The 26728-nt window shown below is 64.6% G+C and carries 20 protein-coding genes and 1 pseudogene; 7 read left to right on the top strand and 14 right to left on the bottom strand.

The genetic code is table 11. From position 1 onward, the window contains the following. Positions 1 to 156: 156 nt before the first annotated feature. Positions 157 to 3033 carry an EAL domain-containing protein gene (locus CWO89_RS13125; RefSeq protein WP_165421127.1) on the bottom strand — a complete coding sequence of 959 codons (2877 nt, stop codon included), beginning with the start codon at positions 3031 to 3033 and terminating at the stop codon, positions 157 to 159. 120 nt (positions 3034 to 3153) lie between these two features. Next, on the bottom strand, positions 3154 to 4155 hold the full coding sequence (locus CWO89_RS13120) for an NAD(P)H-quinone oxidoreductase (protein WP_130579024.1): 1002 nt from the start codon (positions 4153 to 4155) through the stop codon (positions 3154 to 3156). 155 nt (positions 4156 to 4310) lie between these two features. Here CWO89_RS13120 and CWO89_RS13115 point away from each other — a divergent pair, with 155 nt between their 5' ends. Continuing rightward, entirely contained in the window at positions 4311 to 4502 is a 192-nt protein-coding gene (locus tag CWO89_RS13115) for a DUF1192 domain-containing protein (protein WP_130579022.1), read from the top strand. A gap of 458 nt (positions 4503 to 4960) precedes the next feature. Continuing rightward, positions 4961 to 5473: a protease adaptor protein RcdA gene (rcdA, locus tag CWO89_RS13105; protein WP_165421126.1), complete on the top strand. Its 513-nt coding sequence runs from the start codon at positions 4961 to 4963 to the stop codon at positions 5471 to 5473. A 181-nt stretch (positions 5474 to 5654) separates the two neighbouring features. Here the strand turns inward: rcdA and rpmE are convergent, their stop codons facing one another. Beyond that, positions 5655 to 5882 carry a 50S ribosomal protein L31 gene (gene rpmE / locus CWO89_RS13100; protein ID WP_130579020.1) on the bottom strand — a complete coding sequence of 76 codons (228 nt, stop codon included), beginning with the start codon at positions 5880 to 5882 and terminating at the stop codon, positions 5655 to 5657. Between the two features lie 186 nt (positions 5883 to 6068). Here rpmE and CWO89_RS13095 point away from each other — a divergent pair, with 186 nt between their 5' ends. Further along, positions 6069 to 7928: an ABC transporter ATP-binding protein/permease gene (locus CWO89_RS13095; RefSeq protein ID WP_130579018.1), complete on the top strand. Its 1860-nt coding sequence runs from the start codon at positions 6069 to 6071 to the stop codon at positions 7926 to 7928. A gap of 156 nt (positions 7929 to 8084) precedes the next feature. On the opposite strand, the gene CWO89_RS13090 is transcribed toward CWO89_RS13095, so the two are convergent. The 3 genes from CWO89_RS13090 to CWO89_RS13080 form a co-directional block, all read right to left on the bottom strand. Continuing rightward, entirely contained in the window at positions 8085 to 8534 is a 450-nt protein-coding gene (locus CWO89_RS13090; RefSeq protein ID WP_130579017.1) for a GNAT family N-acetyltransferase, read from the bottom strand. A gap of 133 nt (positions 8535 to 8667) precedes the next feature. After that, positions 8668 to 9696, bottom strand: coding sequence for a peptidoglycan -binding protein (locus CWO89_RS13085; RefSeq protein ID WP_130579015.1), 1029 nt, complete (start codon positions 9694 to 9696; stop codon positions 8668 to 8670). Between the two features lie 177 nt (positions 9697 to 9873). Beyond that, a complete protein-coding gene (locus CWO89_RS13080; RefSeq protein WP_130579013.1) occupies positions 9874 to 10875 on the bottom strand; it encodes a flagellar motor protein MotA in 1002 nt (333 codons plus the stop codon). 609 nt (positions 10876 to 11484) lie between these two features. Between CWO89_RS13080 and CWO89_RS13075 the strand changes: the two genes are divergently transcribed. Together CWO89_RS13075 and CWO89_RS13070 are read left to right on the top strand one after the other, a co-directional pair. After that, entirely contained in the window at positions 11485 to 12696 is a 1212-nt protein-coding gene (locus CWO89_RS13075; RefSeq protein ID WP_130579012.1) for an efflux RND transporter periplasmic adaptor subunit, read from the top strand. 6 nt (positions 12697 to 12702) lie between these two features. Further along, on the top strand, positions 12703 to 15861 hold the full coding sequence (locus CWO89_RS13070) for a multidrug efflux RND transporter permease subunit (RefSeq protein WP_130579011.1): 3159 nt from the start codon (positions 12703 to 12705) through the stop codon (positions 15859 to 15861). Positions 15862 to 16000: 139 nt separating this feature from the next. Here CWO89_RS13070 and CWO89_RS13065 read toward each other — a convergent pair whose 3' ends face one another. From CWO89_RS13065 to tkt, 8 genes and pseudogenes are all read right to left on the bottom strand, one after another. Then, positions 16001 to 16792, bottom strand: coding sequence for an inositol monophosphatase family protein (locus CWO89_RS13065; RefSeq protein ID WP_130579010.1), 792 nt, complete (start codon positions 16790 to 16792; stop codon positions 16001 to 16003). A gap of 87 nt (positions 16793 to 16879) precedes the next feature. Next, a complete protein-coding gene (locus CWO89_RS13060) occupies positions 16880 to 17959 on the bottom strand; it encodes an SEL1-like repeat protein (RefSeq protein WP_130579009.1) in 1080 nt (359 codons plus the stop codon). After that, positions 17956 to 18642 carry a thiamine phosphate synthase gene (locus tag CWO89_RS13055; RefSeq protein ID WP_130579008.1) on the bottom strand — a complete coding sequence of 229 codons (687 nt, stop codon included), beginning with the start codon at positions 18640 to 18642 and terminating at the stop codon, positions 17956 to 17958. Before CWO89_RS13055 ends, CWO89_RS13060 begins: the two co-directional genes overlap by 4 nt. Then, entirely contained in the window at positions 18643 to 19668 is a 1026-nt protein-coding gene (locus CWO89_RS13050; protein ID WP_130579007.1) for a class I fructose-bisphosphate aldolase, read from the bottom strand. Between the two features lie 313 nt (positions 19669 to 19981). Next, on the bottom strand, positions 19982 to 21049 hold the full coding sequence (gene fba, locus CWO89_RS13045; RefSeq protein WP_130579006.1) for a class II fructose-bisphosphate aldolase: 1068 nt from the start codon (positions 21047 to 21049) through the stop codon (positions 19982 to 19984). Between the two features lie 48 nt (positions 21050 to 21097). Next, positions 21098 to 22294 carry a phosphoglycerate kinase gene (locus CWO89_RS13040; RefSeq protein WP_130579005.1) on the bottom strand — a complete coding sequence of 399 codons (1197 nt, stop codon included), beginning with the start codon at positions 22292 to 22294 and terminating at the stop codon, positions 21098 to 21100. A gap of 159 nt (positions 22295 to 22453) precedes the next feature. Continuing rightward, positions 22454 to 23461 carry a type I glyceraldehyde-3-phosphate dehydrogenase gene (gap, locus tag CWO89_RS13035; protein WP_130579004.1) on the bottom strand — a complete coding sequence of 336 codons (1008 nt, stop codon included), beginning with the start codon at positions 23459 to 23461 and terminating at the stop codon, positions 22454 to 22456. 142 nt (positions 23462 to 23603) lie between these two features. Further along, positions 23604 to 25591, bottom strand: a pseudogene (tkt, locus tag CWO89_RS13030) (transketolase). Between the two features lie 408 nt (positions 25592 to 25999). Here tkt and CWO89_RS13025 point away from each other — a divergent pair. Both CWO89_RS13025 and CWO89_RS13020 read left to right on the top strand, forming a co-directional pair. Next, entirely contained in the window at positions 26000 to 26323 is a 324-nt protein-coding gene (locus tag CWO89_RS13025; RefSeq protein WP_130579003.1) for a DUF4164 domain-containing protein, read from the top strand. Next, positions 26320 to 26703, top strand: a complete 384-nt coding sequence (locus CWO89_RS13020; RefSeq protein WP_130579002.1) for a cell division protein ZapA — start codon at positions 26320 to 26322, stop codon at positions 26701 to 26703. Before CWO89_RS13025 ends, CWO89_RS13020 begins: the two co-directional genes overlap by 4 nt. The last annotated feature ends 25 nt before the right edge of the window (positions 26704 to 26728 follow it).

The following is a 26728-nucleotide window of genomic DNA, read 5'->3' as shown; positions in this document are numbered from 1 at the left end:
GGCGCTCGGCCGTCGCAAACGTAAGGGTGGGCAAAGCGCAGCGTGCCCACCATTCCGGAACGAGAATGTGGAGAGATGGTGGGCACGCTGCGCTTTGCCCACCTTACGGGTCTCCGCGGGGCATGACAGTTGCCGGCTCAAGGCCGGGACGACGGATCAGCTCGCGGCTTCCAGCCGCTCCTCGGTGAGCAGGCGCATTGCGGCGTCGGCATCCATCGGCTCGCCGAAGGCGAAGCCCTGCGCGTATTCGCAGCCGAGCTGGTAGAGCTCGACCGCATCCGAATCCGTTTCCGCGCCTTCCGCCACCACGTCCATGCCGAGGTCGTGGGCGAGCGCGATGATCGATTTCAGGATCACGGGCCGCGTGCCGCGGCTGGTGGTGCGGACGAAGGACTGGTCGATCTTGATGGTGTCGAACGGGAAGCGCTGCAGGTAGGACAGTGAGGAGTGGCCGGTGCCGAAGTCATCCAGGGAGAGGCCGGTGCCGAGCTCGCGGATGCGCGCCAGCATCTGCGCGGCGTGCTCCGGATTCTCCATCACCAGCGATTCCGTCAATTCCAATTTCAGTGTGCCGCGCGCGACCGAGGAGCGCGACAGCACGGTCCTGATGTCGTGGATCAGGTCGTGGCGCAGCAATTGCCGCGATGAGACATTGACGGAGGCAAAGATCGGCTCGCGTGACCGCATCGCGCGCTGCCAGATCGAAAGCTGCCGCGCGGTCTGGTCCATCACGAAGGTGCCGAGGTCGACGATCAGGCCGATCTCCTCCGCGATGGAGATGAATTCGGACGGCGACATCCGCCCGAGTTTCGGATGGTCCCAGCGCGACAGGGCCTCGAAGCCGGCAATCGAACGGTCCTCGAGCCGCACGATCGGCTGGTAGAGGATCGTGATCTCCTGCCGCTCGATGGCGCGGCGCAGCTCGCTCTCCAGCGTCAGGCGGTCGGTCTTGCGCGCGCGCATCGCCGGCTTGTAGACGTCGATGCGGTCGCCGCCGATGCGCTTGGAGTGATACATCGCAAGCTCGGCGTCCTTGATGATCTCGTCGGTGAGCTGCGTCTGCGGGTCGGAGAGCGCCAGCCCGATCGAAGCGGTCAGGAAGATCTCGCGGTCGTTGAAGGCGATCGGCGCGCGGATGGTCTTGCGGATGGTTTCGGCAAAGGCGGTGATCCGCGCTGGGTCCTGCTCGGACAACAGGATCAGGCCGAACTGGTCGCCGGCCAATCGCGCCAGCGTGTCCTGCGGTTTGAGGATGCGGGTCAGGCGGCGCGCCAGCGTCAGCAGGATGGAATCGCCGACCGCCATGCCGACGGAGTCGTTGACCTGCTTGAAGCGGTCGAGGTCGATCACCATCAACGTCGGCCGCAGCGTCGGCACGGTCTTTGCGAGATTGGCGACCGCGCTGAGCCGGTCCATGAACAATTTGCGGTTCGGCAGGCCGGTCAGATTGTCGTGGACCGAGTCATGCAGCATCCGCTCTTCGGAATTCTTGATGTCGGTGACGTCGGTAAGCGTGCCGACCACGCGCGAGACCTCGCCGTCGGAGCCGACGACAGGCCGCGCCTTCAGCGCGAACCACATGAAATGGCCGTCCGGGGTGCGCAGCCGGAAATCCTGCACCAGGCGGCCGCGGCGCTGGTCGAGCACGCTGTCAAGTGCTGCACGGAAACGGTCCTGGTCGAGCGGATGCAGCACCTCCAGCCATTTCGCCGCCGGCCCTTCCAGCGTGCCGCGCTTCAGGCCGAGCAGCGCCTCGGTCTCGGGGCTGGTGAACACCTTGTCGGCAGAGACGTCCCAGTCCCAGATCAGGTCGCCGGAGCCGGTCAGCGCCAGCGCCCGCCGCTCGACATCGGAGACGACGCCCGTGGTGGCGCCGCCGCCGGCAAAGGCATGCTGCATCACCGTGAAGCCGATCAGCATCACTATCAGCACGAGGCCGCCGAGCAGCGCCGGACCAACGATGTCATTGGTGACACTGCCCGCCACCGTCATGCCGGCCGCGACCACCCAGACCACCAGCAGGAACCAGGTCGGGATCAAGAGAACGGCGCGGTCAAAACCGTGGGTCGAAAGATAGACGATCAGCGCAAAGCCGGCGAAGGCGATCATGACGAGCGACATGCGCGCGATGCCGGAAGCCACCGCGGGATCGAACAGCGCCAGCGCCACCAGCGATCCCAGGAACAGCAGCCAGCCGATGGTGATGTGGGAATAGCGCACATGCCAGCGGCTCAAATTGAGATAGGCGAACAGGAACACGAGCAGCGTCGCCGCCAATATCGCCTCGCCCGCCGCGCGCCAGACGCGCTCGGCGTTGTTCGACATGTCCAGCACCTTGCCCCAGAAGCCGAAATCGACGCCGATATAGACCAGCACCGCCCAGGCGAGCGCGGCGGCCGCCGGAAACATGATGCTGCCCTTGACCACGAACAGGATCGTCAGCACCAGCGCCAGCAGTCCGGAAATGCCGATCACGATGCCCTGGTAGAGCGTGAAGGAGTTGACCTTGTCCTTGTAGGACTCGGGCTCCCAAAGATAGAGCTGCGGCAGCTTGTCGGTGCGCAATTCCGCGACGTAGGTGACGACCGCGCCCGGATCGAGCGTGATGCGGAAGACATCCGCGGTCGGGCTCTCCTGCCGCTCGGGACGGTCGCCGACCGACGGTGTGATGGTGGCGATGCGCGACAGGCCGAGATCCGGCCAGAACAGGCCGGACGAGACGATGCGGTAATGTGGCGCGACGATCAGGCGGTCGAGCTGGTCATCGGTGTTGTTGGCGAGCGCGAACACCACCCAATATTGCCCGCCCTCGCGCGCGCGGACCTCGATGCGGCGGACGATGCCGTCGGTACCGGGCGCGGTCGAGACCTGGATGCGATCGGTGTCGCTGCGCTGGTGGTCGAGAACGGCGGTGAGATCGATCGCGGGCGCGTCGCTGCGGACGCTGACGGCATCAACTGCACGCGCCGGGGCCGCGCCGACAACCATCATGAGGGCCAGCGCAAGCGGCGCAAGCCACCTGATCAGACGCAATGTCAGTACTCCGCGCTTTCACGATTCATGCGGGCGAACCAGCGCCCTGCCGCTCCCGGATAAATGCCACGAAAGCGAAGGAAATCAAAGGGTTTCCGGTTGGGCCGGGCGGTGGAAGCGTTAAACGACCAACACAATTTTGCCAATATGCGCACTGGTTTCCATCCGCCGGTGGGCGTCGGCAGCCTTTTCCAACGGGAAAGTGCTGTCCATCAGCGGTTTTACCCGCCCCTCGCGGAGTAGCGGCATCACCTTGGCCTCGATCGCGGCGACCATCGCCGCCTTGTCCGCATGACTACGGGGGCGGAGCGTCGAGCCGGTATGGTGCAGGCGCTTCATCATCAGCTTTGCAAAATTGGCGCTCGCCTTCGGCGCTCCGGCCAGGAAGGCGATCTGCACGATTCGCCCTTCGACGGCGGCTGCGTCGTAGTTGCGATCGATATAGTCGCCGCCGACCATGTCGAGGATGACATTGGCGCCGGCGCCATCGGTTGCGGCCTTCACCTCGGCGACGAAATCCTCGCTCTTGTAGTTGATCGCGCGATCAGCGCCGAGCTTCAGGCAGGCCTCCGCCTTGTCCTGCGAGCCGACGGTGACGATCACCTTGGCGCCAAACGCTTTCGCAAGCTGGATCGCCAGGGTGCCGATGCCGGAGGAGCCGCCATGGATCAGCAGCGTCTCGCCTTTTTGCAGAGCGCCGCGCTCGAACACATTGTGCCACACCGTCATCAGCGTTTCGGGAAGTGCGCCGGCTTCCTCGATCGACAGTGACGGCGGCACTGTCATCGCTTGCGCGTCCTGCGCGATGCAATATTGCGCATAGCCGCCCCCGGCGACCAGCGACATCACGTTATCGCCGACCTTGTGCCTGCTCGCGCCGGGCCCGACCGCAACCACTTCGCCTGATATCTCGAGGCCGGGCAGGTCGCTGGCGCCGGGCGGCGGCGGATAGGAACCGGAACGCTGCGCCACGTCAGGCCGGTTGACGCCGGCCGCCTTCACCTTGACCAAGATTTCGCCTTGGCCCGGCTCCGGCACCGGGCGCGTCTCCGGCAGCAATACTTCCGGCCCGCCGGGCTTGCTGATGCCGACGACGGTCATTTGCGCGGGCAGCTTTTCCATGGTTTTTCCTTGGCGAAATGGGAGGATTCCAGACGCGGCACGTTGATTACCCAGCCTGCATCGCGCTGGCAACCGCTGCAACGGGATCGTGACAGAGCATGACCGGAAAGTGGAGACCGGCTTTTCATGCTTAGGGCAAAACACGGAGGAAGCGCATGGCGATGGAAGATGACGAGCGGCCGCGGAAGAAGATTTCGCACGAGATCGGGCAGGACCTGTCGCTGCTCTCGGTCGAGGAATTGAGCGACCGCATGGCGATGCTCTCGGCCGAGGTCGAGCGCCTGCGCGAGGCGGTCACCAAGAAGCGCGCCTCGAAGGACGCCGCCAACAGCTTCTTCAAGTCGTAGCGCTCACCCGTAGCCCGGATGGAGCGCAGCGTAATCCGGGACACCGGTGCATCCGGCTCGCACCGGTCCCCGGATTGCGCTGCGCTCCATCCGGGCTACGAAACTGGAGGCCTGTCCCAAACTAGGCCAATGGCCGATATGGCAAACGAAGCTTAAACAAAATCGCTCATTTACGATCAATTAAGCTTTCTCGTTTATGACTGCATCGTCCTCGTTTGGACACCGAGTGGCTCCTGTCCACTCTGTTTGACGCCTCCCTGTTATCAACTTCAAAGCCGCCGGAAACGGCGGCTCTTTTTTGGCGTTGTCACAGGCTTGTCGTTTCCAGCATTTGGCTGGAAACCATAATTCCGCTTGCGGCTGGACTCTTCGTCCCGCAAGCGCAATGATTTGTTCATCATAAAGCTGGCGCAAAGCCGGCGGTGTTCAAAATCAAAAGTGGCGTGAGGGCGTTAACCATGCTGGAGCGGTCGTATAGCGATTCCGCGCTTGTTCTGTTCAGCGAGCGGCTGACCAATTCTGCGGCATTCGGAGCTTTGTTCCGCGAGGGCATGGATCTGGTCGAGGAGACCGCCGCCTATCTCGATGGCGACGGCCGCAGCCAGGCCAAGGCGCTGGAACGGTCCGTCAGCCTGACCTATGCAACCGAAAGCATGCGCCTGACCACCCGTTTGATGCAGCTTGCCTCCTGGCTGCTGCTCCATCGCGCGGTGAAGGAAGGCGAGATGACGCTGACCCAGGCCAATCGGGAGAAGACCAAGGTGAAGCTCTCCGCGGCCGATCCGGGCTCGGCGGAACTGATCGAGAAACTCCCGCAACAATTGCAGGACCTGATTTCCCGCTCGATGAACCTCCAGGCGCGCGTGCGCCGGCTCGACAGCACGATCCATGCGCCGCAGGCTGATCGCGCCGCGATCGGCAACCCGCTGGTGCCGCAGCTCAACCGCCTGAAGGCCGCGTTCGAGCGGTAACGGCCGTTTCCCGTCGACCCCCGTCATTGCGAGGAGCGAAGCGACGAAGCAATCCATGCCGCAGCGAGCGGAGAGATGGATTGCTTCGCGTCGCTCGCAATGACGCGTGAAAACAGAAACGCCCCTGACTTGGCAGGGGCGTTTGTCGGACGATAACAGGAAAGAGCGAGCCTTTGCGCGCTCACTCCTTTTTCAAAAAGCCGGAAAACTTCTTCTGGAACCGCGACACGCGGCCGCCGCGGTCGAGGAGCTGCTGCGAGCCGCCGGTCCAGGCCGGGTGCGACCTGGGATCGATATCGAGCTGCAGCTTGTCGCCTTCCTTGCCCCAGGTGGAGCGGGTCTGGTACTCGGTGCCGTCGGTCATCACGACCGTAATCGTATGATAATTCGGGTGAATATCGGCTTTCATGGCAGTTCCTTCGGCGCGCCGGCGCCCGTCGCAAGTGGTCCAAAGATACGGGATTTGGCCGGTTCTATAGCCTAAGGAGACCCCCAAAACAAGCCACCGGGGGGTTACCGGATTAGGACTCTTCCGGATTTGCCAGCCGCTTCCGCGGGGCCTATCTGGAAAACATAAAAACTGGTCCTTGTCCCGATGAGCGCAGCCGAACAGCTTGACCACCCGCCCAGCCCGATGCCGCCGCGGCGCGATGCGCTGCTCGAAGGCGAAGCGCTGGTCGAATCCACCTTGACCGAAACGGAAGGGAAGAGCCGCGCCAGGCTGAAGCCGCTGCTGGCGCTCGCGCCCTATGTAGCGCGCTACCGTGGACGGGCCATCCTCGCTTTTATCTCTCTGACGGTTGCGGCGATCACGACGTTGATCGTGCCGGTCGCGATCCGGCGCATGATCGACTTCGGCTTCACGGCCGAAGGCATCGCCATGATCAACAGCTATTTCAGCGTGATGATCGCGGTGGTGGCGGTGCTCGCCTGCGCCAGCGCCTCGCGTTACTATCTGGTCATGACGATCGGCGAGCGCATCGTCGCCGATCTCCGCCGCGACGTGTTCGCGCATCTGATCTCGCTGTCGCCTTCCTTCTTCGATTCAGCGCGCAGTGGCGAATTGGTGTCGCGCCTGACCGCCGATACCACCCAGATCAAATCAGCGGTCGGCGCCTCCGTGTCGATCGCGCTCCGCAACATGATGCTGTTCCTCGGCGCCGCCGCGATGATGGTGGTCACCAGCGCGAAGCTTTCCGGCTTCGTGCTCTTGGCGATCCCGATCATCGTGATTCCGCTGGTCGCGTTCGGGCGCTGGGTGCGCCGATTGTCGCGCAATGCGCAGGACACGCTCGCGGAGGCCAGCGCCTATGCTTCCGAGCTGGTCGGCGCCATCAGGACCGTGCAGGCCTTCACCAGCGAGCGGCTTGCCGCCACGCGCTTCGGCCGCGAGGTCGAGCAGGCCTATGACGCCGCACGCAACTCGACCCGCGCACGGGCCGTGCTCACCTTGATCATCATCTTTATCGTGTTCTCGAGCGTGGTCGTGATCCTCTGGGTCGGTTCGCACGACGTGCTCGCAGGTGCGATGACGCCGGGACGGCTCAGCCAGTTCATCCTCTACACCGCCTTTGCCGCGACCGCCCTCGGTCAGCTCAGCGAGGTCTGGGGCGAAATTTCCGCGGCCTCGGGTGCGGCCGAGCGGCTGTTCGAGATTCTGCGCGTCAAGCCGGAGATCACGGCGCTGGCCACGCCGCTCGCGCTGCCGCAGCCCGCCCGCGGCGACGTTGCGTTCGACAATGTCAGCTTTGCCTATCCGACGAGGCGGTCCGTGAAGACCGTCGACGGTGTCTCGTTCTCGGTACGATCAGGCGAAAAGGTCGCGATCGTCGGTCCTTCCGGCGCGGGCAAGAGCACGCTGTTCCATCTGTTGCTGCGCTTTTACGACCCCGCTTCGGGCACGATCTCGTTCGACGGCGTGCCGATCCGGCAGGCGGATCCGAGCGCGATGCGTTCGCACATGGCGCTGGTGCCGCAAGACACCGTGGTGTTCGCGACGTCAGCGCGCGAGAACATCCGTTTCGGTCGCCCTGATGCAACCGATGCCGAAGTCGAGCGCGCCGCCGATCTGGCGCACGCCACCGAATTCCTGCGCCGGCTGCCCGGCGGCTTCGAGGCCCAGCTCGGCGAACGCGGCGTGACGTTGTCGGGCGGCCAGCGTCAGCGCATCGCGATCGCACGCGCCATCCTGCGCGACGCACCGCTCTTGCTGCTCGATGAAGCCACCTCGGCGCTCGACGCCGAAAGCGAGACCTTGGTGCAGACCGCGCTGGAAGAATTGATGCGCCACCGCACCACGCTGGTCATCGCGCATCGGCTCGCGACCGTGCTCTCCTGCGACCGCATCCTGGTGATGGAGCATGGCAAGATCGTCGAGCAGGGCACCCACGCCGAGCTGGTCGCCGCCAACGGGCTCTATGCAAGGCTGGCAAGGTTGCAGTTCGAGGGCGTTTGAGTTCGCGTTCCGCGCCACAAAGTCCGCCGTCATCGCCCGCGAAGGCGGGTGATCCAGTATTCCAGAGACGGACGTGGGATACGGAGAAACTGCGGCGTACTGGATGCCCCGGTCAAGCCGGGGCATGACGGCGGTGTTTGTGGCAAGCAAGTCCCGTTACGGCTTCCACGCCATCCTCAATACCGGACGTCCTGACGTCGGGTTGACGTCCTCGCCGGCATGCACAAAGCCGTTGCGCTGGTAAAAGCGGATGGCTCGCGTGTTGTCCTTGTTCACCAGCAGCGTCACGCCATCGGGCGAAAGGCGCTTGGCTTCATCTACCAGCGCGCTTGCCAGCTTCGAGCCCCAATGCGCGGGATCGACCACGAGCTGGTCGAGATAGCCGCTTGCATCGATGGTCACGAAACCGACCAGCGCATCCGCCTCTTCCGCGACGATGATGGTTGCCTTCGGTACCAGCTCGCTGCGCCAGCGCTCGCGCCACCACGCCACGCGCGCGCCAAAATCGATCGACGGATAGGCCTGCTGCCAGGTTCGCCGCCAAAGCTCGATCGCGGCGTCCTCGTCCTCGGCGCGATAGGGACGGAGATTAAAAAGATCACTCACGCCGCGACCAACGCCGTCATGCCCGGGCTTGTCCCGGGCATCCACGTCCTTCCTGCTTGCGACGCCGGAGAACGTGGATGGCCGGGACAAGCCCGGCCATGACGCTGTGGCGAGAGCCTGCCCAACATCGCCGTTACCGTTCCGTCAGCTTCAATTCGATGCGGCGGTTACGCTTGTAGGCGTCTTCCGTCTGGGCGGTGTCGAGCGGCTGGAATTCGCCAAAGCCGGCGGCGACCAGCCGCTGTGCCGGCACCCCGAGCGAGATCAGATATTGCACCACCGAGATCGCGCGTGCGGCGGAGAGATCCCAGTTCGATTTGAAAACCGGGCTGTTGATCGGCCGCACGTCGGTGTGGCCGTCGACCCGCAGCACCCAGGCGATCTCGCTTGGGATCTGCTTGTCGAGGTCGATCAGGGCAGCCGCGAGCTTGTCGAGCTCGGCGCGGCCTTCAGGCAACAGTGTGGCCTGTCCGGTATCGAAGAAGACTTCGGATTGGAACACGAAGCGGTCGCCGACGATGCGGATGTCCGGCCGGTTGCCCAGGATGGCGCGCAGGCGGCCGAAGAACTCCGAGCGGTATCTCGACAGTTCCTGCACCCGCTGCGCCAGCGCCACGTTCAATCGCTGGCCGAGATCGGCGATGCGTCCCTGCGATTCCTTGTCGCGTTTCTCGGAAGCGTCGAGCGCTTCCTCAAGCGCGGCAAGCTGACGGCGCAATGCGCTGATCTGCTGGTTCAGCACCTCGATCTGCGCCAGCGCCCGCGAGGAGACCTGCTTCTCGGAATCGAGCGCCTTGGTGAGCTCGGTAGCTCGGCCCTGCGCGTCGCTGCCGGCATTGGCCAGGCCCTCATAGAGTCCCTTGATGCGGTCGCGCTCGCCTTCGGCCGTGACAAGCCCGGCGCGGAGCTGCGCTATCTGTTCGCCGAGGCTGAGCTTGCCGAGCTTTTCCAGCGACAGCATGTCGTTGAGCTGGGCGATCTTGGCGTTGAGCTGCTCCAGCGCCTTGTCCTTGCCGGAGACTTCCTGCGACAGGAAGAACTGCACCACCAGGAACACCGAGAGCAGGAATACGATCGACAGCACCAGCGTCGACAGCGCGTCCACGAAGCCCGGCCAGTAGTTGAAGCCGGATTCACCGCGGCGGGCACGGGCAAGGGCCATTTTGACTCTCTACTAGCGTTGGTGTTTGGACAGCCGCCGCGGGTTTCCGTCGGCTTTCAAGATCGGCACCGTCTCCCTAGATCATGATCCGATTTGACGAAATCGGATCATGATCTCATCTCTTTGTTTGAGCATGATCTTTTCGGAAAACCGGTTTCCACTTTTCCGGATCATGCTCTAACTCTTCTCCGGCTGGCGGGCGAGGCGTTCGAGCAGGCGCTTGATCTCGCGGTTCTGCTCGCCTTGGCCGTCAGCCCATTCCCGGATCATCTGTTGCTCGGTGCGCATATGCGCAACCAATCCCTGGATCGCTTCGGCGAGATTGGCCATCGCCGCGGTGGTGCCGCGGCTTCCCCCGCCTTCCTCCACCGCGACACGCAGCCGCTCGATCGCGTGCTGGAGGTTGCCGCCACCACCCGCGGCGGCCACGACGCCGTCACCGGCATATTCCCGCACCGTGGTCGCAAGCCAGTCCTCAAGGTCGGTATAGAAGCGGTTCTGCGCCTGGCTGGATTGCAGGTCGAGGAAGCCGAGGATCAGGGAACCGGCGAGGCCGAACAGCGAGGACGAGAACGAGATGCCCATGCCGCCGAGCGGCGCGGCCAGGCCTTCTTTCAGCGTGTCGAACAGCGCGCCGGCGTCGCCGCCGACTTTCAGCCCATCGATCACTTTGCCGACCGAGCCGACGGTTTCGATCAGGCCCCAGAAGGTGCCGAGCAGGCCGAGGAACACCAACAGGCCCGTCATGTAGCGCGAGATGTCGCGCGCCTCGTCGAGGCGGGTCGCGATGGAATCGAGCAGGTGCCGCATCGTCTGCTGCGAGATCGACATCCGCCCGCTGCGCTCGCCGCCGAGGATCGCCGCCATCGGCGCCAACAAGGTCGGCCGCCGGTCGATCGCGAGCCCGGGATCGGCGATCCGGAAATTGTTGACCCATCGCACCTCTGGATAGAGCCGGATCACCTGGCGGAACGACAGGATGATGCCGATCAAAAGCACCGCGCCGATCAGCGCATTCAGCCCCGGATTGGCGAAGAAGGCGACGACGATCTGCTTGTAGAGGACGATGCCGATCAGCGCGCACAGCACGAGAAATACCAGCATCCGCACCAGGAAGATCCGTGGGGAGGACAATTTGCTGAGTTCGGTCTCCATGTCGGAGCGGGGAGAGGAGGGCATTGCCGGCATGTCCGTTGCGAAAAGCCGCGTTGGGCAGCCAATATGGCACAGCGGCCACGGGAAAAAAGATCGGAAACCGGGTATTTCGGGGCGGAAGCGGAACAGGACAGCGACGGCAGTCGTGTCATCCACCGAAATCGTCGCGGTCGAAGCTGTTCCGCCTGTTGCGAATTGGCCGACATCGGTCGTAGCCGCACGCGCCCGCATTTCCGGATCGCGCATTCGCCCGCCATTGTCGAAGCGGGCGAACCGATGTCGATGCCAGATAACGAGAGACGACCGAGCAACCGGAAAATGTCGGCAGGGATTCTCCGTTACAGCGCGCCCGCTTGATTCGGAGATAGCAGCAGATCGGCGGTAGCCACGCTGTGTCGAGGAAGGCGTAGTACGTTACCCCCACAAGCTCCGATGGAACCGGTTTCACAATCCGGTGAATCGGAGAAAAACATGCCAATTCAATATATTATACGTGTGTGACATTGAGCCGCCGCAGCGATGTATTGCGTCGCAGCACCCCCACTTTATCCTGAACAGCGTGACAGGCGGAGTCGGCAGCGGCGCTGCGGTGTCATTTGTGTTCAACAATTCAAACTCGGGGCGACGCTTTCAATGTCCGGACTACGCGCACGAACGGCATGCATTCTCCTGATGCTGGCCGCCACGGCGCCACTGCTAGCCGGCTGTGATGAGCCGACTGCCGCCACCGCTGCATCGGAGGCGGCGCCCGAACCCGAGGTCAGCATTGTCGTCGCCAAGCCGCAATCTCGCGCGGTGGTGCGCGAGCTGCCCGGTCGCGTTGCGCCCACGCGCGTCGCCGAAGTCCGCCCGCGCGTTTCCGGCATCGTCGTCGAGCGCCTGTTCCATCAGGGCACCGAGGTGAAGGCCGGCGATCCCCTGTATCGCATCGACCCGCGGCCGTTCGAGGTCGAGGTGCAGTCCAATCAGGCTGCGCTCGCGCGCGCCAAGGCCGTGCTCGATCAGGCGGCCCAGCACGCGCATCGCGTTACGACCCTCTACAACCAGAAGGCCATGCCCGAGGCCGAGAACGAGAAGGCGATTGCCGCGCAGCGCCAGGCCGAAGCGGATGTCGCGGCCCGCGAGGCCGATCTCGCGCGCGCCAAGCTCAATCTGGATTACGCCACCATCCGTGCTCCCATCGACGGCATCGTCGGCGCCGCCCTGGTCAGCGAAGGCGCGCTGGTGGTGCAGAACGACTCCACCTCGCTTGCGACCATCCAGCAGATCGACCCGATCTATGCCGACTTCACCCAGTCGGTCACCGAGCTCAACCAGCTACGCCGCGCATTCGAGACCGGCGAACTTGACCGCATCGCGCCTGACGCGATGAAGGTGCGCCTGTTGCAGGACGATGGCACGATCTATCCGATTCCCGGCAAGCTCTTGTTCTCCGACGCCAAGGTCGACGCCTATACCGGGCAGGTGACCCTGCGTGGCGAGTTCCCCAATCCAAGGCGAGAGCTGCTGCCGGGCATGTATGTGCGCGTGCTGATCGAGCAGGGCATCGACTCTGACTCGATCGCGGTGCCGCAGCAGGCGATTCAGCGCAATGGCGGTGGCGGCAGCGAGGTGTTCGTGGTCAAGGACGACGGTCGCGTCGCGGTTCAGCCCGTCCGTACCGGCTCGCTGCAGAACGGGCAGGTGTTCGTGACCGAAGGTCTGAAGTCCGGCGACCGCGTCGTGGTCGAGGGCTTCCAGAAATTCGCGGCAGGCGACAAGGTCCGACCGCAGGCGTTCACCGAGGCGGCGGATGCTTCGACCGCTGTACCGGGGGAAAATAAAGCCGCGCAAGCGCTGCGGTGATCCGAGATGGCGAGCTTTTTCATCGACAGGCCGATCTTCGCCTGGGTCGTCGCGCTCTTCATCTGCCTGATCGGCGCGATCTCGATTCCGCTGCTGGCGATCGCGCAATATCCGATCATCGCGCCGCCCTCGATCTCGATCTCGACCAGCTATCCCGGCGCCTCACCGGAAAATCTCTATAACAGCGTCACCCGGCTGATCGAGGAGGAGCTGAACGGCGCCTCCGGCATCCTGAATTTCGAATCCACCAGCGACTCGCTCGGCCAGGTCGAGATCATCGCCAATTTCGTCCCGGGCACCGAAACCAGCCAGGCCTCCGTCGAGGTGCAGAACCGCCTCAAGCGCATCGAGGCGCGCCTGCCGCGCGCCGTGATCCAGCAGGGCATCCTGGTCGAGGAAGCCTCCAGCGCGGTGCTGCAGATCATCACGCTGAATTCGACCGACGGCAGCCTTGATGAAATCGGTCTCGGCGATTTCATGATCCGCAACGTGCTCGGCGAAATCCGCCGCATTCCCGGCGTCGGCCGCGCCACGCTCTATTCGACCGAGCGCTCCTTGCGCATCTGGCTCGATCCGGCAAAGCTGGTCGGTTATGGCTTGACCGCCGATGACGTCAACAAGGCGATATCAGCGCAGAACGCGCAGGTCGCCTCGGGCAGCATCGGTGCCGAGCCGGCGACGGACTCGCAACGGGTTTCAGCGCTGGTTCTGGTGAAGGGCCAGCTCTCCTCGCCGGACGAGTTCGGCGCCATCATCCTGCGCGCTAATCCTGATGGTTCGACCGTGCGCCTGCGCGACGTCGCGCGCCTGGAGATCGGCGGCCTCAGCTACCAGTTCCAGACACGCCTCAACGGCAAGCCGACGGCGGGCCTCTCGGTCCTGCTGTCGCCGAGCGGCAACGCGCTGGCGACCGCAAGCGCGGTGGAAGCCAAGATGAAGGAGCTGTCACGCTTCTTCCCGGCCAACATCTCCTACGAGATCCCCTACAACATCACGCCCGTGGTCGAGGCCGCGATCGAGAAGGTGCTGACGACGCTGGTCGAAGCCGTGGTGCTGGTCTTCGTCGTGATGTTCCTGTTCCTGCAGAACATCCGCTACACCATCATTCCGACCATCGTCGTGCCGGTCGCGCTGCTTGGGGCCTGCGCCACGCTGATGATGCTCGGCTATTCCATCAACATGCTGACCATGTTCGGCATGGTGCTCGCGGTCGGCATCCTCGTGGACGACGCCATCGTCGTGGTCGAGAACGTCGAGCGCATCATGGCCGAGGAAGGCTTGCCGCCGAAGGAGGCGACCCGCAAGGCGATGTCGCAGATCACCGGCGCCATCATCGGCATCACGCTGGTGCTGGTTGCCGTGTTCATCCCGATGGCGTTCTTCCCGGGATCGGTCGGCATCATCTATCGCCAGTTCTCGGTCACCATGGTCGCCGCCATCGCGTTCTCGGCGCTGCTGGCCCTGTCGCTGACGCCGGCGCTGTGCGCGACATTGCTCAAGCCGGTGACCGCAGGCCATGGCCATTCCCGCAAGGGCGTGTTCGGCTGGTTCAACCGCACGCTCGATGTCACCCGCGACGGCTATACCCGCACGGTTCGCGGGACGCTGAAGCGTACCGGGCGGCTGATGCTGATCTATGTGGCGCTTCTGGTCGGGTTGGGCTGGGGCTTCGTGCGGCTGCCCGGCGGCTTTCTGCCGGTCGACGACCAGGGCTTCATCACCACCGACGTGCAGACGCCATCGGATTCCTCCTTCGCCCGCACCGAGGCCGCGATCGAGAAGGTCGAGAAATATCTCCTGGCGCGTTCTGCCATCGAGAACGTCACGTTCCTCACCGGCTTCAGCTTCCTCGGCCAGGGCTTCAACACCGCGCAGGCCTTCATCACGCTGAAGGACTGGTCGGAGCGCGGGCCGAAAGATTCGGCGGCCGCGATCGTCGCCGACATCAACCGCGACCTTTCATCGATCCGCGACGCCAAGATCTCGGCGCTGCAGCCGCCGCCGATCGACAACCTCGGCAACTCCTCAGGCTTCTCGTTCCGCCTGCAGGACCGTGGCCAGAAGGGTTACGCCCAGCTCATCGCCGCCGCCGACCGCCTGATCGCGGAAGCCAATGCCAGCCCCGTGCTGCAGAAGGTCTATATCGAAGGCTTGCCGCCGGCGCCGCAGGTCAATCTGGTGATCGACCGCGAAAAGGCCGGCGCCTTCGGCGTCACCTTCGAGGACATCAACAATACGATCTCGACCAATCTCGGCTCGAACTATATCAACGATTTCCCGAACCGTGGCCGCATGCAGCGCGTCGTGGTGCAGGCGGACAAGTTCACCCGCATGAATGCGGATGACATCCTGAACTACAACGTCAAGAACAACCGCGGGCAGCTCGTGCCGTTCTCGTCATTCGCCACGATCGAATGGCAGAAGGGGCCGACCCAGATAGCGGGTTTCAACTATTATCCCGCCGTGCGCATCTCCGGCGAGGCGCGCCTCGGCTACACCTCGGGCGATGCCCTGAACGAGATGGAGCGGCTCGCGAACAGATTGCCGCGCGGGTTCGGCTATGAGTGGACCGGACAGTCGCTGCAGGAAAAACTGTCGGGCTCGCAGGCGCCGTTCCTCTTGGCCTTGTCGGTGCTGGTGGTGTTCCTCCTGCTCGCCGCGCTGTACGAGAGCTGGACGATTCCGATCGCGGTGCTCCTGACCATACCGCTCGGCGTCACCGGCGCGGTGATCGCCGCGAGCATGCGCGGCCTTGCGAATGACGTCTATTTCACCGTCGGCCTGATCACCATCATCGGCCTCGCCGCCAAGGACGCCATCCTGATCATCGAATTCGCCAAGGATCTGCGCGCCCATGGCAAGCCGCTGATCGAGGCGACCGTCGAAGCCTGTTCGCTGCGTTTCCGCCCGATCTTGATGACCGGCCTCGCCTTCGTGTTCGGCGTGTTCCCGATGGCGATCGCCTCCGGTGCCGGTGGCGCCAGCCAGCAGGCGCTCGGCACCGTCGTCATGGGCGGCATGATCGCGGTCGTGATCCTGGCGCTGTTGATGGTCCCGGTGTTCTTCGTCAGCGTGCAACGCGTGCTGGCCGGCGACCGCGAGCCGAAGCAGGCCCCGGTGCCGGAGCCGCACGCGCCGCCGGCACCGGCTCCCCAGAAGCCATAAGCGCAATCGCTCAGAGCCGTCATGCCCCGCGCAGGCGGGGCATCCAGTACCCACTTGGGCCGGAGATGACGCATCACTGGCGCCGCGGGTTACTGGATTATCCGCCTTCGCGGATGATGACAGCGAGCAGAGGCACCTGCTATCCCAGCGGCTTCAAAATCTTCACCAGTTCGCCGTGCACGAATTCGTTACCGCAGACCACGTGTCCGGTTTGCAACGGATCGTCATTGCCCTCGATCCCGCTCACGGTGCCGCCAGCTTCGCGCACCATGATCTGCCCGGCCGCGATATCCCAGGGCTGCAGGTTGCGTTCCCAATAGCCGTCGAGGCGGCCGGCGGCGACGAAGGCGAGGTCGAGCGAGGCGGCGCCGAAGCGGCGGAAGCCGGCGACCTTGTTCTGCAGCACGGCCATCTCTTTCAGCGCCAGTCCATGGTCGCCGCGGCCGATATGGGGCAGGCCGCAGGCGACCACGCATTCGTCGAGCCTTCGGCGGCCGGCGACGCGCAGGCGCTGGTCGTTGAGGAAGGCGCCCTTGCCGCGCTCGGCGATATAGAGCTCGTCATTGGCGGGGTTGTAGATCACCCCCGCAATCACCGTGCCCTCGCGCGCCAGCCCGATCGAGATCGCGAATTGCGGGATGCCGTGCAGGAAGTTGGTGGTGCCGTCGAGCGGATCGACGATCCAGCTATGGCTCTTGTCGGTGCCCTCGCGGGTGCCGCCTTCCTCGCCGATGAAGCCGTAGCCCGGGCGGGCCTTGGCGAGGTCGGTGTAGAGCATCTCCTCGGCGCGCTTGTCCGCCAGCGAGACGAAGTTCGCCGGCCCCTTCAGCGACACCTGCAGGTGCTCGATCTCGCCGAGATCGCGCTTGAGGCTGCGGCCGGCGCGGCGCGCGGCCTTGACCATGACGTTGATGAGGGCGGAATAGAGCATGATGGAGGGCTTGTCGGGTGGGGACGGCCCAATGCCGTCGGGGGATTTCCGGTCTGCGTGCCCTCTCGGAATGGCGCCGTCAAGGCGTCATTTGCCGGTGCCGAGCCATTTGCGCGCGGCCTCCTCGCCCTTGGCGCGGTCCTGCGGGCTCATGTCCAGCAGTATCTCGTCCAGTTCCGGATCGCCCTTGCCGGCCGTCTTGGCGACAGTGTGCCATTTCAGCGCCTCGACTTTGTCCTGCGGCACGCCCTGGCCGGTGGCGAGCAGGCGGGCGAGGCGGTTCTGCGCGATCGGCGAGTTCTGCCGGGCCGCCTTGCGCAATAGCGCCACGGCCGCCGGCTGGTTCCGCGGCGTGCCGGAGCCGTTGTAAAGCGCGATCGCATATTCGACCTCGGCATCGACATTGTCGGCGAGTGAGGCGGCCTGCAACAGTCGCACCGATTTCTCGAGATCCTTGGGCACGCCCGTGCCCTCCTTGTAGAAGGTCGCGAGCGCATATTGCGCTTCGGGGCTGCCGGCGTCGGCCGCCATTCGCAACAATTCGGCACAGCGCTTGAGGTCCTGCGGCAGGGTCTGGCCGTCGAGATAGAGCAGCGCCAGATTATAGGCCGCTTTGGGATTGCCGAGCTTGGCTGAGGACGCCAGCAGCTTGACCGCCTCGTCCTTGTTCACGGGGGCGCCGCGGCCCGCAAGCCGCATCATCGCCAGTGCGAACATCGCCTCGCGGTCGCCCCCATCGGACGCGCGCTGATACCATTCGATCGCCTTGCCGTAATCTCGCTTGACGCCGAGCCCGTTGGCATAGAGCTCGCCCAGCATCGTCATCGCCTTGGGGTCGCGGGCGTAGTTTGCGCGGTTGGTGGCGAGGTCGAAGGCGGTCTTGTAGAGGCCACGCTGATAGGCGCCATAGACGAGATCGACATTGGGATCGTCGAACGGGTGCGTCGGGCTCGGCGATGGCGTCGGTGAAGGTGCTGGCTTCGGCGCGGGCTGCTTCTTCTCCGCCGCGGCCTTCGGCTTCGGCGCAGGCTTCGGCTGTTCCTTCTTTGGAGCCGGCTTGCTGGCCGGCGCCTGTGCCGCGGGCGGCGTCAGCGAAATCTGCGCGACCGCGCCCGTCGTCAGCACGGCGCAGCCGAGCACCACGGCTATCGGACGCAGCAGGCTCATTCCGGAGTCAGTCCTGCCCTTGCCGTCCCAAATGCGCTCGCATGCGCTTCCCGGATGGTCGCGCCGACCTCCGCGAGCGCCGCGCCGGCGCCGCGCTGGTCGGCGAAGATGAAGTCGCCGACCAGGACGAAGTCTGCGCCGGCGGATGCAAATTCGAAAGCTTCTTCGCGCGAGGTGGCGTAGCCGACGCAGGGCGGCTCGAACAACTCGTCCCACCAGTTGAGCCGCTCGGCGATCGCCTGCGTCGAGGGCCGCTGTCCGTGCGCATCGGGCTCGCCGAACAGCACGTAGTCGGCGCCGAGCTCGCCGGCGGCCATGGACTCGTGGCGCGTCGGCAATCCGCCGACGCCGGCGATGCGGTCCGGCTTCAGCGACGGCAGCGCCTCCTCCAGCGCGACAAGGCCGGTGAGATGCGCGCCGTCGGCGCCGGCGCGTGCGACGAGCTCGACATGGCCGTCGATCAGGAGCGCGGCGCCGGCGTTCTGGACCACCGGCGCCAATGCCTTCACGCGCGAGATCATCGTGCGTTGGTCGGTCTCGCGCAGCCGCACCAGCACCGCCGCGACATCGGCCGCGGCGAGCAAGGCGGGCAGGCTCGCGATGAGTTCAGAGGGATCTTCCACCACCGGCGCCGCGAGATAGAGGCGCGGCGCCGGGCGCGGCGGAACGGGCTTTGCGGGCAATTATGCCACCTTCTTTTCCAGGCCAGTCTCCCACTCGCCCTTGCTCGCGAGCGCGTTCATGCGCGCGCGGTGGGTGAAGGCGCGCTGGCCGGCCGCGACATTCTCGGCCTTGCCGGACCACGCCTTTTGCGGCGCCGCCTGCAGCGCGCGGCCGTAGGAGAAGGTGAGCTTCCAGGGCAGGCCGCCGATCCGGTTCATCGCGTCAAGATGCGCGGTCGCCTCTTCATCGCTCTGGCCGCCGGAGAGGAAGGCGATGCCCGGTACAGCCGCGGGCACGCAGGCCTTCAGAAGGCGAATGGTCTTTTCCGCAACTTCCTGAATCGATGCCTGCTTCGGGCTCTTCTTGCCGGATACCACCATGTTCGGCTTCAGCACCATGCCTTCGAGTTCGACGCGCTGCACGAACAGTTCGTGGAATACGGTGTTGAGCACCTGCCGCGTCACCTCATAGCAGCGGTCGATGTCGTGGCCGCCGTCCATCAGCACTTCCGGCTCGACGATCGGCACGATCTGCGCCGCCTGGCACAGCGCGGCGTAGCGCGCCAGCGCATGCGCGTTGACATGGATCGCGGTCGTGGTGGGAATTCCTTGTCCGATGTCGATGACTGCGCGCCATTTCGCAAAGCGCGCGCCGCGCTCGTAATACTTCTTCAGCCGCTCGGCAAGCTTGTCGAGGCCGACGGTCACGAGCTCGCCGGGGCAGGCGGGCAAGGCTTGCGTGCCCTCGTCCACCTTGATGCCGGGGATGCTGCCGGCCTGCTCGATCAGCTTGACCAGCGGCGTGCCGTCCTTCGCGTTCTGCCAGATCGTCTCGTCATAGAGGATGACGCCGGAGACATATTTGCTCATCGCCTCCGTCGAGCGAAACAGCATCTCGCGGTAGTCGCGACGGTTCTCCTCGGTCGATTCCACCCCGATTGCGTCGAAGCGCTTCTTGATGGTCCCTGAGGATTCGTCGGCGGCCAAAATGCCCTCCCCTGGGGTGACCATGGCAAGCGCGATCTTGTTGAGGTCAGCCAGATTCATGGAACGTCCTCCAGATGGTTTCATGCCCTTGCAAACCAAAATAGGCGGTTATCGGGCAATTGCCTAGAAAACGTTCGCCGCGGCGGGGCGCTAGAACATGACGACATTAACGTAGGTAGTAACCGCAATTGCAGTGCCCTCCCTCTCCCGCTTGCGGGGAGGGCCGGGGTGGGGGTGCCTCCGCGGTTCAGGCCGTGCGAGCGGAGCATGTAGCCCGGGTGGAGCGGAACGCGTAACCCGGGACGCCTGTGTCCGCATTGTGAGCGGCCCCGGGTTACGCTTTCGCTTCACCCGGGCCACGGCAGCGGCGGCTTTACGCCACCTTCGGATCGAGCTCGCCCTTGGCGTAGCGTTTGGCCATTTCCGCCGTGGTCAGCACCTTCTTGATCTTGCTGGCCTGGCCGGCGGTATTGAACTCCTGCAGCCGCTGCTTGCACAGCTTGGTCATCGCTTCCATCGCGGGCTTCAAATATTTGCGCGGGTCGAACTCTTCCGGGTGTTCCTTGAACACCTTGCGGATCTGCCCGGTCATCGCCATGCGGTTGTCGGTGTCGATGTTGATCTTGCGCACGCCGTTCTTGATGCCGCGCTGGATCTCGGAGACGGGCACGCCCCAGGTCGGCTTCATCTTGCCGCCATACTCGTTGATGAGGTCCTGCAGGTCCTGCGGCACCGAGGAGGAGCCGTGCATCACCAGATGCGTGTTCGGCAGCTTGCGGTGGATCTCCTCGATCACCTTCATGGCGAGGATGTCGCCGTCCGGCTTGCGGGTGAACTTGTAGGCGCCGTGCGAGGTGCCCATCGCGATCGCGAGCGCGTCGACCTTGGTCTCCTTCACGAACTTCACGGCCTCGTCCGGATTGGTGAGGAGCTGATCGTGGGAGAGCTTGCCTTCGGCGCCGTGGCCGTCTTCCTTGTCGCCCATGCCGGTCTCGAGCGAGCCGAGCACGCCGAGTTCGCCTTCAACCGAAATGCCGCCGAGATGGGCCATGTTCGTGACCGTCCTGGTCACGCCGACATTGTAATCCCAGTCGCCGGGCGTCTTGCCGTCGGCTTTCAGCGAGCCGTCCATCATGACAGAGGTGAAGCCGGCCTGGATCGCGGTCATGCAGGTGGCGGGCTCGTTGCCGTGGTCGAGATGCACGCAGACCGGGATCTGCGGGTAGATCTCGGTGAGGGCGTCCATCATGTGCTTCAGCATCACGTCATTGGCATAGGCACGGGCGCCGCGGGAGGCCTGGATGATGACGGGTGCGTCCACGCTCGAGGCCGCCTCCATGATCGCCAGCGCCTGCTCCATATTGTTGATGTTGAAGGCCGGCACTCCGTAATCGTGCTCAGCCGCATGGTCGAGCAGTTGCCGCAAGGTAATGCGAGCCATCCGGATTCTCCCTGTATTTACAGCGCCTGCGCGCCGGCTCCGATAAAATTAGCGGATCTTCAAGACTTCGACGCCCGGCAGCGGCTTGCCTTCCATCCATTCAAGAAACGCGCCGCCGGCGGTCGAGACATAGGTGAAATCGTGCGCCACGCCGGCCTGGTTCAGCGCCGCCACGGTATCGCCACCGCCTGCGACCGAAATCAGCTTCTTGGCCTTGGTGCGCTCGGCGGCGTGCTTGGCGGCCACCACGGTGCCGCGATCGAACGGGGTCAGCTCGAAGGCGCCGAGCGGGCCGTTCCACACCAGCGTCGCCGCATCGTCGATCGCGGCATGGATGCGGGCGATCGATTGCGGGCCGACGTCGAGGATCATGCCCTCGGCCGGGATCGCGTCCAGGCCATAGGCATGCGACGGCGAATTGGCCGCGAAGTGGAAGGCGACGACGGCGTCGACGGGAAGGATGATGGCGCAATTGGAAACCGCGGCCTTGTCCAGGATGCGCAGCGCCGTCGCAGCGAGATCCTTCTCTGCCAGCGACTTGCCGATGCCGACGCCCTGCGCGTGCAGGAAGGTGTTGGCCATGCCGCCGCCGATCACGAGCGCATCGACCTTGGTCACGAGATTTTCGAGGAGGTCGATCTTGGTGGAGACCTTGGCGCCGCCGATGATTGCGATCACGGGCTTGGTGGGCGCTTCCAATGCCTTGCCGAGCGCGTCGAGCTCGGCCTGCATGGTGCGTCCGGCATAGGCCGGCAGCTTGTGTCCGAGGCCTTCGGTCGAGGCATGGGCGCGGTGCGCCGCCGAGAACGCGTCATTGACCCAGATGTCGCCGAGCTTTGCCAGTTCCGCGACAAAGGCCGGATCGTTCTTCTCTTCCTCCTTGTGGAAGCGCGTATTCTCCAGACAAAGGATCTCACCGTCATTCATCGCTGCCACGGCCTTTGCCGCGGGCTCGCCGATGCAGTCGTCGGCGAAAGCGACCGGCTTCTTGATCACCTTCGAAAGCGCCTCGGCGACCGGCTGCAGCGATTCCTTGGGATCGCGTCCCTTGGGGCGGCCGAAATGTGCGAGCAGGATGACCTTGCCGCCCTTGTCGGAAAGCTCGGTGATCGTCGGCGCGACACGCTCGAGCCGCGTGGTATCGGTGACGCGGCCATTTTCCGTGGGCACGTTGAGGTCGACGCGGAGCAGCACGCGCTTGCCCTTCACATCGACGTCGTCGAGGGTGCGGAATGATTTTGTCATTGGAGTGTCCTCTGTGGCCATCCTTCGAGACGCCGCGCCAGGCGCGGTTCATCAGGACGAGATCTCTCCCTCACGGTGAGGAGCGCGCCGCGCTGGCAAGTCTATTCAGCCTGCGTAAACTTGGCTGCGGCGCGCGTCTCGAACCATAGAGCTAAGAAATCAGAGCAGCTTTCCGATCGCGACCGCGGTGTCGGCCATGCGGTTGGAGAAGCCCCACTCGTTGTCGTACCACGACATCACGCGCACCAGCGTGCCGTTCAGCACCTTGGTCTGGTCCATGTGGAAAGTCGACGAATGCGGATCGTGGTTGAAGTCGATCGAGACGTTGGGCGCGGTGGTGTAGCCCAGGATGCCCTTGAGCTGCTGCTCCGAGGCACGCTTCATTGCCTCGTTGATTTCCTTGGCGTCGGTCGCGCGCTTGGCGACGATCTTCAGATCCACCACCGAAACATTCGGCGTCGGCACGCGGATCGCGACGCCGTCGAGCTTGCCCTTCAGTTCGGGCAGCACCAGGCCGATCGCCTTGGCCGCGCCGGTCGAGGTCGGGATCATCGACATCGCCGCCGCGCGGCCGCGGTAGAGATCCTTGTGCAGCGTGTCCAGCGTCGGCTGGTCGCCGGTATAGGCATGGATCGTGGTCATGAAGCCGGTTTCGATGCCGACGGTGTCGTTCAGCACCTTCGCCACCGGCGCGAGGCAGTTGGTGGTGCAGGAGCCGTTGGAGATGACTAGGTGATCCTTGGTCAGCGTGTCATGGTTGACGCCGTAGACGATGGTGGCATCGGCGCCGTCGGCAGGCGCGGAGACCAGCACGCGCTTGGCGCCGGCGGTCAGATGCGCGGACGCTTTGTCCTTTGCCGTGAAGATACCGGTGCATTCCAGCGCGACATCGACGCCGAGCTCCTTCCAGGGCAGCTTGGACGGATCGCGCTCGGCGGACACCTTGATCTTGCCGCTGCCGACGCTGATCGAGTCGCCATCGACGGTAACGGTGCCGGGGAAACGGCCGTGCACGGAGTCGAAACGGAGCAGATGGGCGTTGGTCTCGACCGGGCCGAGATCGTTGATGCCCACCACTTCGATATCCTTGCGGCCGGACTCGGCGATGGCTCGAAGCACATTGCGGCCGATGCGGCCGAACCCGTTGATCGCGACCCGGATTGCCATGCTGTTTCTCTCCTCTAATAGCTGATGCCATCCCCGCTGGCGCGCGCCCAGCGGAGGTGTTACGGCGGATCGCCCGGTTCGGCCGGACGAGAGCGGACTATATGAGGGATTACCTAGTCCTTTTTGCGGATAAGCTCAACCGCTAGCCAACGCGCTTCAGGGCAGCGTTAACGGCGGCCTCGGCGGTAATTCCGAAGTGCTTGAAAAGGTCCTTCGCCGGCGCGCTGGCGCCGAAACCGTGCATGCCGATGAATTCGCCGTCTTGGCCGATCACGGCATCCCAGCCCCAGCGCACGGCCGCCTCGATCGCGATCTTGACCGGCGCGTTGCCGATGATGGCCTTTTTCCGATCTTCCGGCTGCGCCAGCAACAATTCGAGCGAGGGTACCGACACCACCCGCGACGGGACGCCGCGTTCCGCGAGCTGTTTCTGCGCGTCGACGGCGATCTCGACCTCGGAACCGGACGCGAAGAATGACACTTTTGCGTCACCTTGGGCCGCGACCAGCTCATAGGCACCATGGCTGCACGGATTATCGGCGGGCGTGGTGGTTCGAAGCTGCGGCAGGTTCTGTCGCGTCAGCGCCAGCACTGTCGGGCCGTCGATCCGGTTCAGCGCGAGCTCCCAGCATTCTGCAACCTCGACGGCATCGCAGGGGCGGAACACGCGCATGTTGGGAATGGCGCGCAGCGCCGAGAGATGCTCCACCGGCTGGTGTGTCGGGCCGTCTTCGCCGAGCCCGATCGAGTCGTGCGTCATGACGTAGACGACGCCGGTGCCCATCAACGCCGCAAGTCGCATCGCCGGCCGTGCATAGTCGGTGAACACCAGGAAGGTGGCGCCGTTCGGCGCAAAGCCACCGTGCAGGAAGATGCCGTTCATCGCCGCCGCCATGCCGTGCTCGCGGATGCCGTAGTGGATGAAGCGTCCCTTCGGCGTCTTGGCGGAGAAGTTGGTCGCCGATTTCGCCTTGTTGTTGTTGGAGCCGGTGAGGTCGGCCGAGCCGGCCAGAAACTCCATCGGCATCGCGGCGGCGATCACCTCGATCGCGGCCTCCGATGATTTGCGGGTCGCAACGTTGAGTGGGTTTTCGAGCAGCGCCTTCTTGTGCCCCTTCAGCGCCTTTGCCAGTGAAGCCGGCCGCTCGTGCCGCAGCCGGCGCTCGAATTCGGCGCGCTTGCGGCTGCCGAGCTCGGCGAAGCGCGCTTCCCATTCCTGGCGCTCCGCGGCGCCGCGTGCGCCGGCGTCACGCCAGGCCTTCAGCACGTCATCTGGCACCGAGAACGGTTCGAGCGAGATGCCGAGCTTTTCCTTGGCACCTTTCAGCTCGTCGGCGCCGAGCGCCTCGCCATGGACCTTATTGGTGCCCGCCTTGGTCGGCGCGCCGTAGCCGATCGTGGTCTTGCAGGCGATCAGCGTTGGCTTGCTCGATTTCTGCGCGCGCGTGATTGCATCCGCGATCGCTTTCTGGTCCTGGCCGTTGATGAGCTCAGCGGCCCAGCCCGCCGACTTGAATCGCTTCACCTGGTCGACGGAGTCGGCAAGCGACGTCGGGCCATCGATCGAGATGCCGTTGTCGTCATAGAGCACGATCATTTTGTTGAGCCGCCAGTGGCCGGCGAGCGCGATCGCTTCCTGCGACACGCCTTCCATCAGGTCGCCGTCGGAGGCGAGCACGTAGGTGTGGTGGTTGACGATCTTCTTGCCGAACTCGGCGGCCAGCATCTTCTCCGCCACCGCCATGCCGACCGCGGTGAGATGCCCTGGCCGAGCGGGCCGGTGGTGGTCTCGATGCCCTTGGTGTGGAAGTTCTCAGGATGTCCTGGCGTCAGCGAGCCCAATTGACGGAAGTGCTTGAGCTGGTCGAGCGTCATGTCCTTGTTGCTGCCGGTGAGGTACAACAGCGAATAGAGCAGCATCGAGCCGTGGCCGGCCGAAAGCACGAAGCGGTCACGATCCGGCCAGGCGGGGTCGGCCGCATCGAATTTCAGGAACTGTGTAAACAGGACGGTCGCGACGTCGGCCGCACCCATCGGCAGCCCGGGATGGCCGGATTTCGCCTTCTCGACCGCATCCATTGCGAGCCCACGAATGGCGTTGGCCATACGGGTGTGATCGACCTGCGTCATGATGAAAATCCGTCTGAAATGAGAGGCTTGGCTTGCATGCGCGCCGCCCGGAGGGCCGCCATATGCGGGTGGTAGGCACGGAGAAGGGCTGGATAGCACCTCAATTCCGGAAGTCCAAGGGAAGTCCAAGGCAAGGAAACGCGCTTTCGGCCGCAAAGTTGCCTCCGGTGTGTCCGGCCGACCGGGGCCTGAACCCGCGCGAGCCGCCGGTTTCCCGAGCGGAAGGGGAGAAAGGACCCTTGGGTAAACCGACAGGTGCGGGGCCCGGGGAGGCTCCATCTATCGGTGCATAGTTTACCGGCGGCGTTGCGCCGGCCTCGCTCACCACGTAAATTTCATCGCCTAAGCGCTTGCCGAACCGCAAGGATTCGCGGACGGCCACGCCATCGAGGATGTACCTTGTCTCGTATGAGCGATCGTTCCACCAACGCGGCTGCCAGTGTTGAGCCCGCTATCGCCGACGTCGACGCCGCCACACGACGGCTGATGGCGGCGCTCGATGCTCTGGAAAGCGCCGTTGAGCGGCGGCGCGAGGCTGACCGCGACGAGAACGAACTGGCGAGCCGGATCCAGGCGCTCGGTGCTGATCGCTCGCGGCTTGCGGACGAGCTCGATAACTCATTGGTGAAGACGCGCAAGCTCGAGCGCACCAATCGCGAGATCGCCGAGAAGCTGGATACGGCGATCGGCACCATCCGCGCCGTGCTTGATGGCGAGGAGAAGACGCGATGAGTCACATCAACGTCACCATCAACGGCCGGCAATACCGGATGGCGTGCGAAGAGGGGCAGGAGGTTCGTCTCTTGAAGCTCGCGGAGAACCTGGAAACGCGCATCGAATCGCTGCGCGGCAAGTTCGGCGAGATTGGCGACGCCCGTTTGACGGTGATGGCGGCGCTCACCGCCTGCGACGAACTGGTCGACGCTGGCGCACGCATCCGCAGCCTGGAAGAGGAAGTCGAATCCTTACGCAACTCCGGAGCCGCCGCGGTCGATCGCGCCCGCGCTACGCAAGTCGCAATCTCGAACGCACTCAACGCCGCAGCCGAGCGGATCGAAAAAACCACGCAGGTGCTCAACCGCACCATCGGCGGCGGTATCGCGATCGGCTGATTTGTCGTCCCGGCGAACGCCGGGA

The sequence above is a fragment of the Bradyrhizobium sp. Leo170 genome (assembly GCF_004296405.1).
Taxonomy (GTDB): domain Bacteria; phylum Pseudomonadota; class Alphaproteobacteria; order Rhizobiales; family Xanthobacteraceae; genus Bradyrhizobium.
Note: the sequence above shows the minus strand (reverse complement) of the source record. Positions and strands in the feature narration are given on the sequence as shown.

Coding starts and splice junctions, on each gene's coding strand:
- fba (WP_130579006.1), bottom strand. CDS start 21,049: ATGGCTCGCATTACCTTGCGGCAACTGCTCGACCATGCGGCTGAGCAC.
- CWO89_RS13070 (WP_130579011.1), top strand. CDS start 12,703: ATGGCGAGCTTTTTCATCGACAGGCCGATCTTCGCCTGGGTCGTCGCG.
- CWO89_RS13120 (WP_130579024.1), bottom strand. CDS start 4,155: ATGGAAAAGCTGCCCGCGCAAATGACCGTCGTCGGCATCAGCAAGCCC.
- CWO89_RS13095 (WP_130579018.1), top strand. CDS start 6,069: ATGAGCGCAGCCGAACAGCTTGACCACCCGCCCAGCCCGATGCCGCCG.
- CWO89_RS13085 (WP_130579015.1), bottom strand. CDS start 9,696: ATGGCCCTTGCCCGTGCCCGCCGCGGTGAATCCGGCTTCAACTACTGG.
- CWO89_RS13050 (WP_130579007.1), bottom strand. CDS start 19,668: ATGAATCTGGCTGACCTCAACAAGATCGCGCTTGCCATGGTCACCCCA.
- CWO89_RS13115 (WP_130579022.1), top strand. CDS start 4,311: ATGGCGATGGAAGATGACGAGCGGCCGCGGAAGAAGATTTCGCACGAG.
- CWO89_RS13080 (WP_130579013.1), bottom strand. CDS start 10,875: ATGCCCTCCTCTCCCCGCTCCGACATGGAGACCGAACTCAGCAAATTG.
- CWO89_RS13065 (WP_130579010.1), bottom strand. CDS start 16,792: ATGCTCTATTCCGCCCTCATCAACGTCATGGTCAAGGCCGCGCGCCGC.
- rcdA (WP_165421126.1), top strand. CDS start 4,961: ATGCTGGAGCGGTCGTATAGCGATTCCGCGCTTGTTCTGTTCAGCGAG.
- CWO89_RS13025 (WP_130579003.1), top strand. CDS start 26,000: ATGAGCGATCGTTCCACCAACGCGGCTGCCAGTGTTGAGCCCGCTATC.
- CWO89_RS13060 (WP_130579009.1), bottom strand. CDS start 17,959: ATGAGCCTGCTGCGTCCGATAGCCGTGGTGCTCGGCTGCGCCGTGCTG.
- gap (WP_130579004.1), bottom strand. CDS start 23,461: ATGGCAATCCGGGTCGCGATCAACGGGTTCGGCCGCATCGGCCGCAAT.
- CWO89_RS13020 (WP_130579002.1), top strand. CDS start 26,320: ATGAGTCACATCAACGTCACCATCAACGGCCGGCAATACCGGATGGCG.
- CWO89_RS13075 (WP_130579012.1), top strand. CDS start 11,485: ATGTCCGGACTACGCGCACGAACGGCATGCATTCTCCTGATGCTGGCC.
- rpmE (WP_130579020.1), bottom strand. CDS start 5,882: ATGAAAGCCGATATTCACCCGAATTATCATACGATTACGGTCGTGATG.
- CWO89_RS13040 (WP_130579005.1), bottom strand. CDS start 22,294: ATGACAAAATCATTCCGCACCCTCGACGACGTCGATGTGAAGGGCAAG.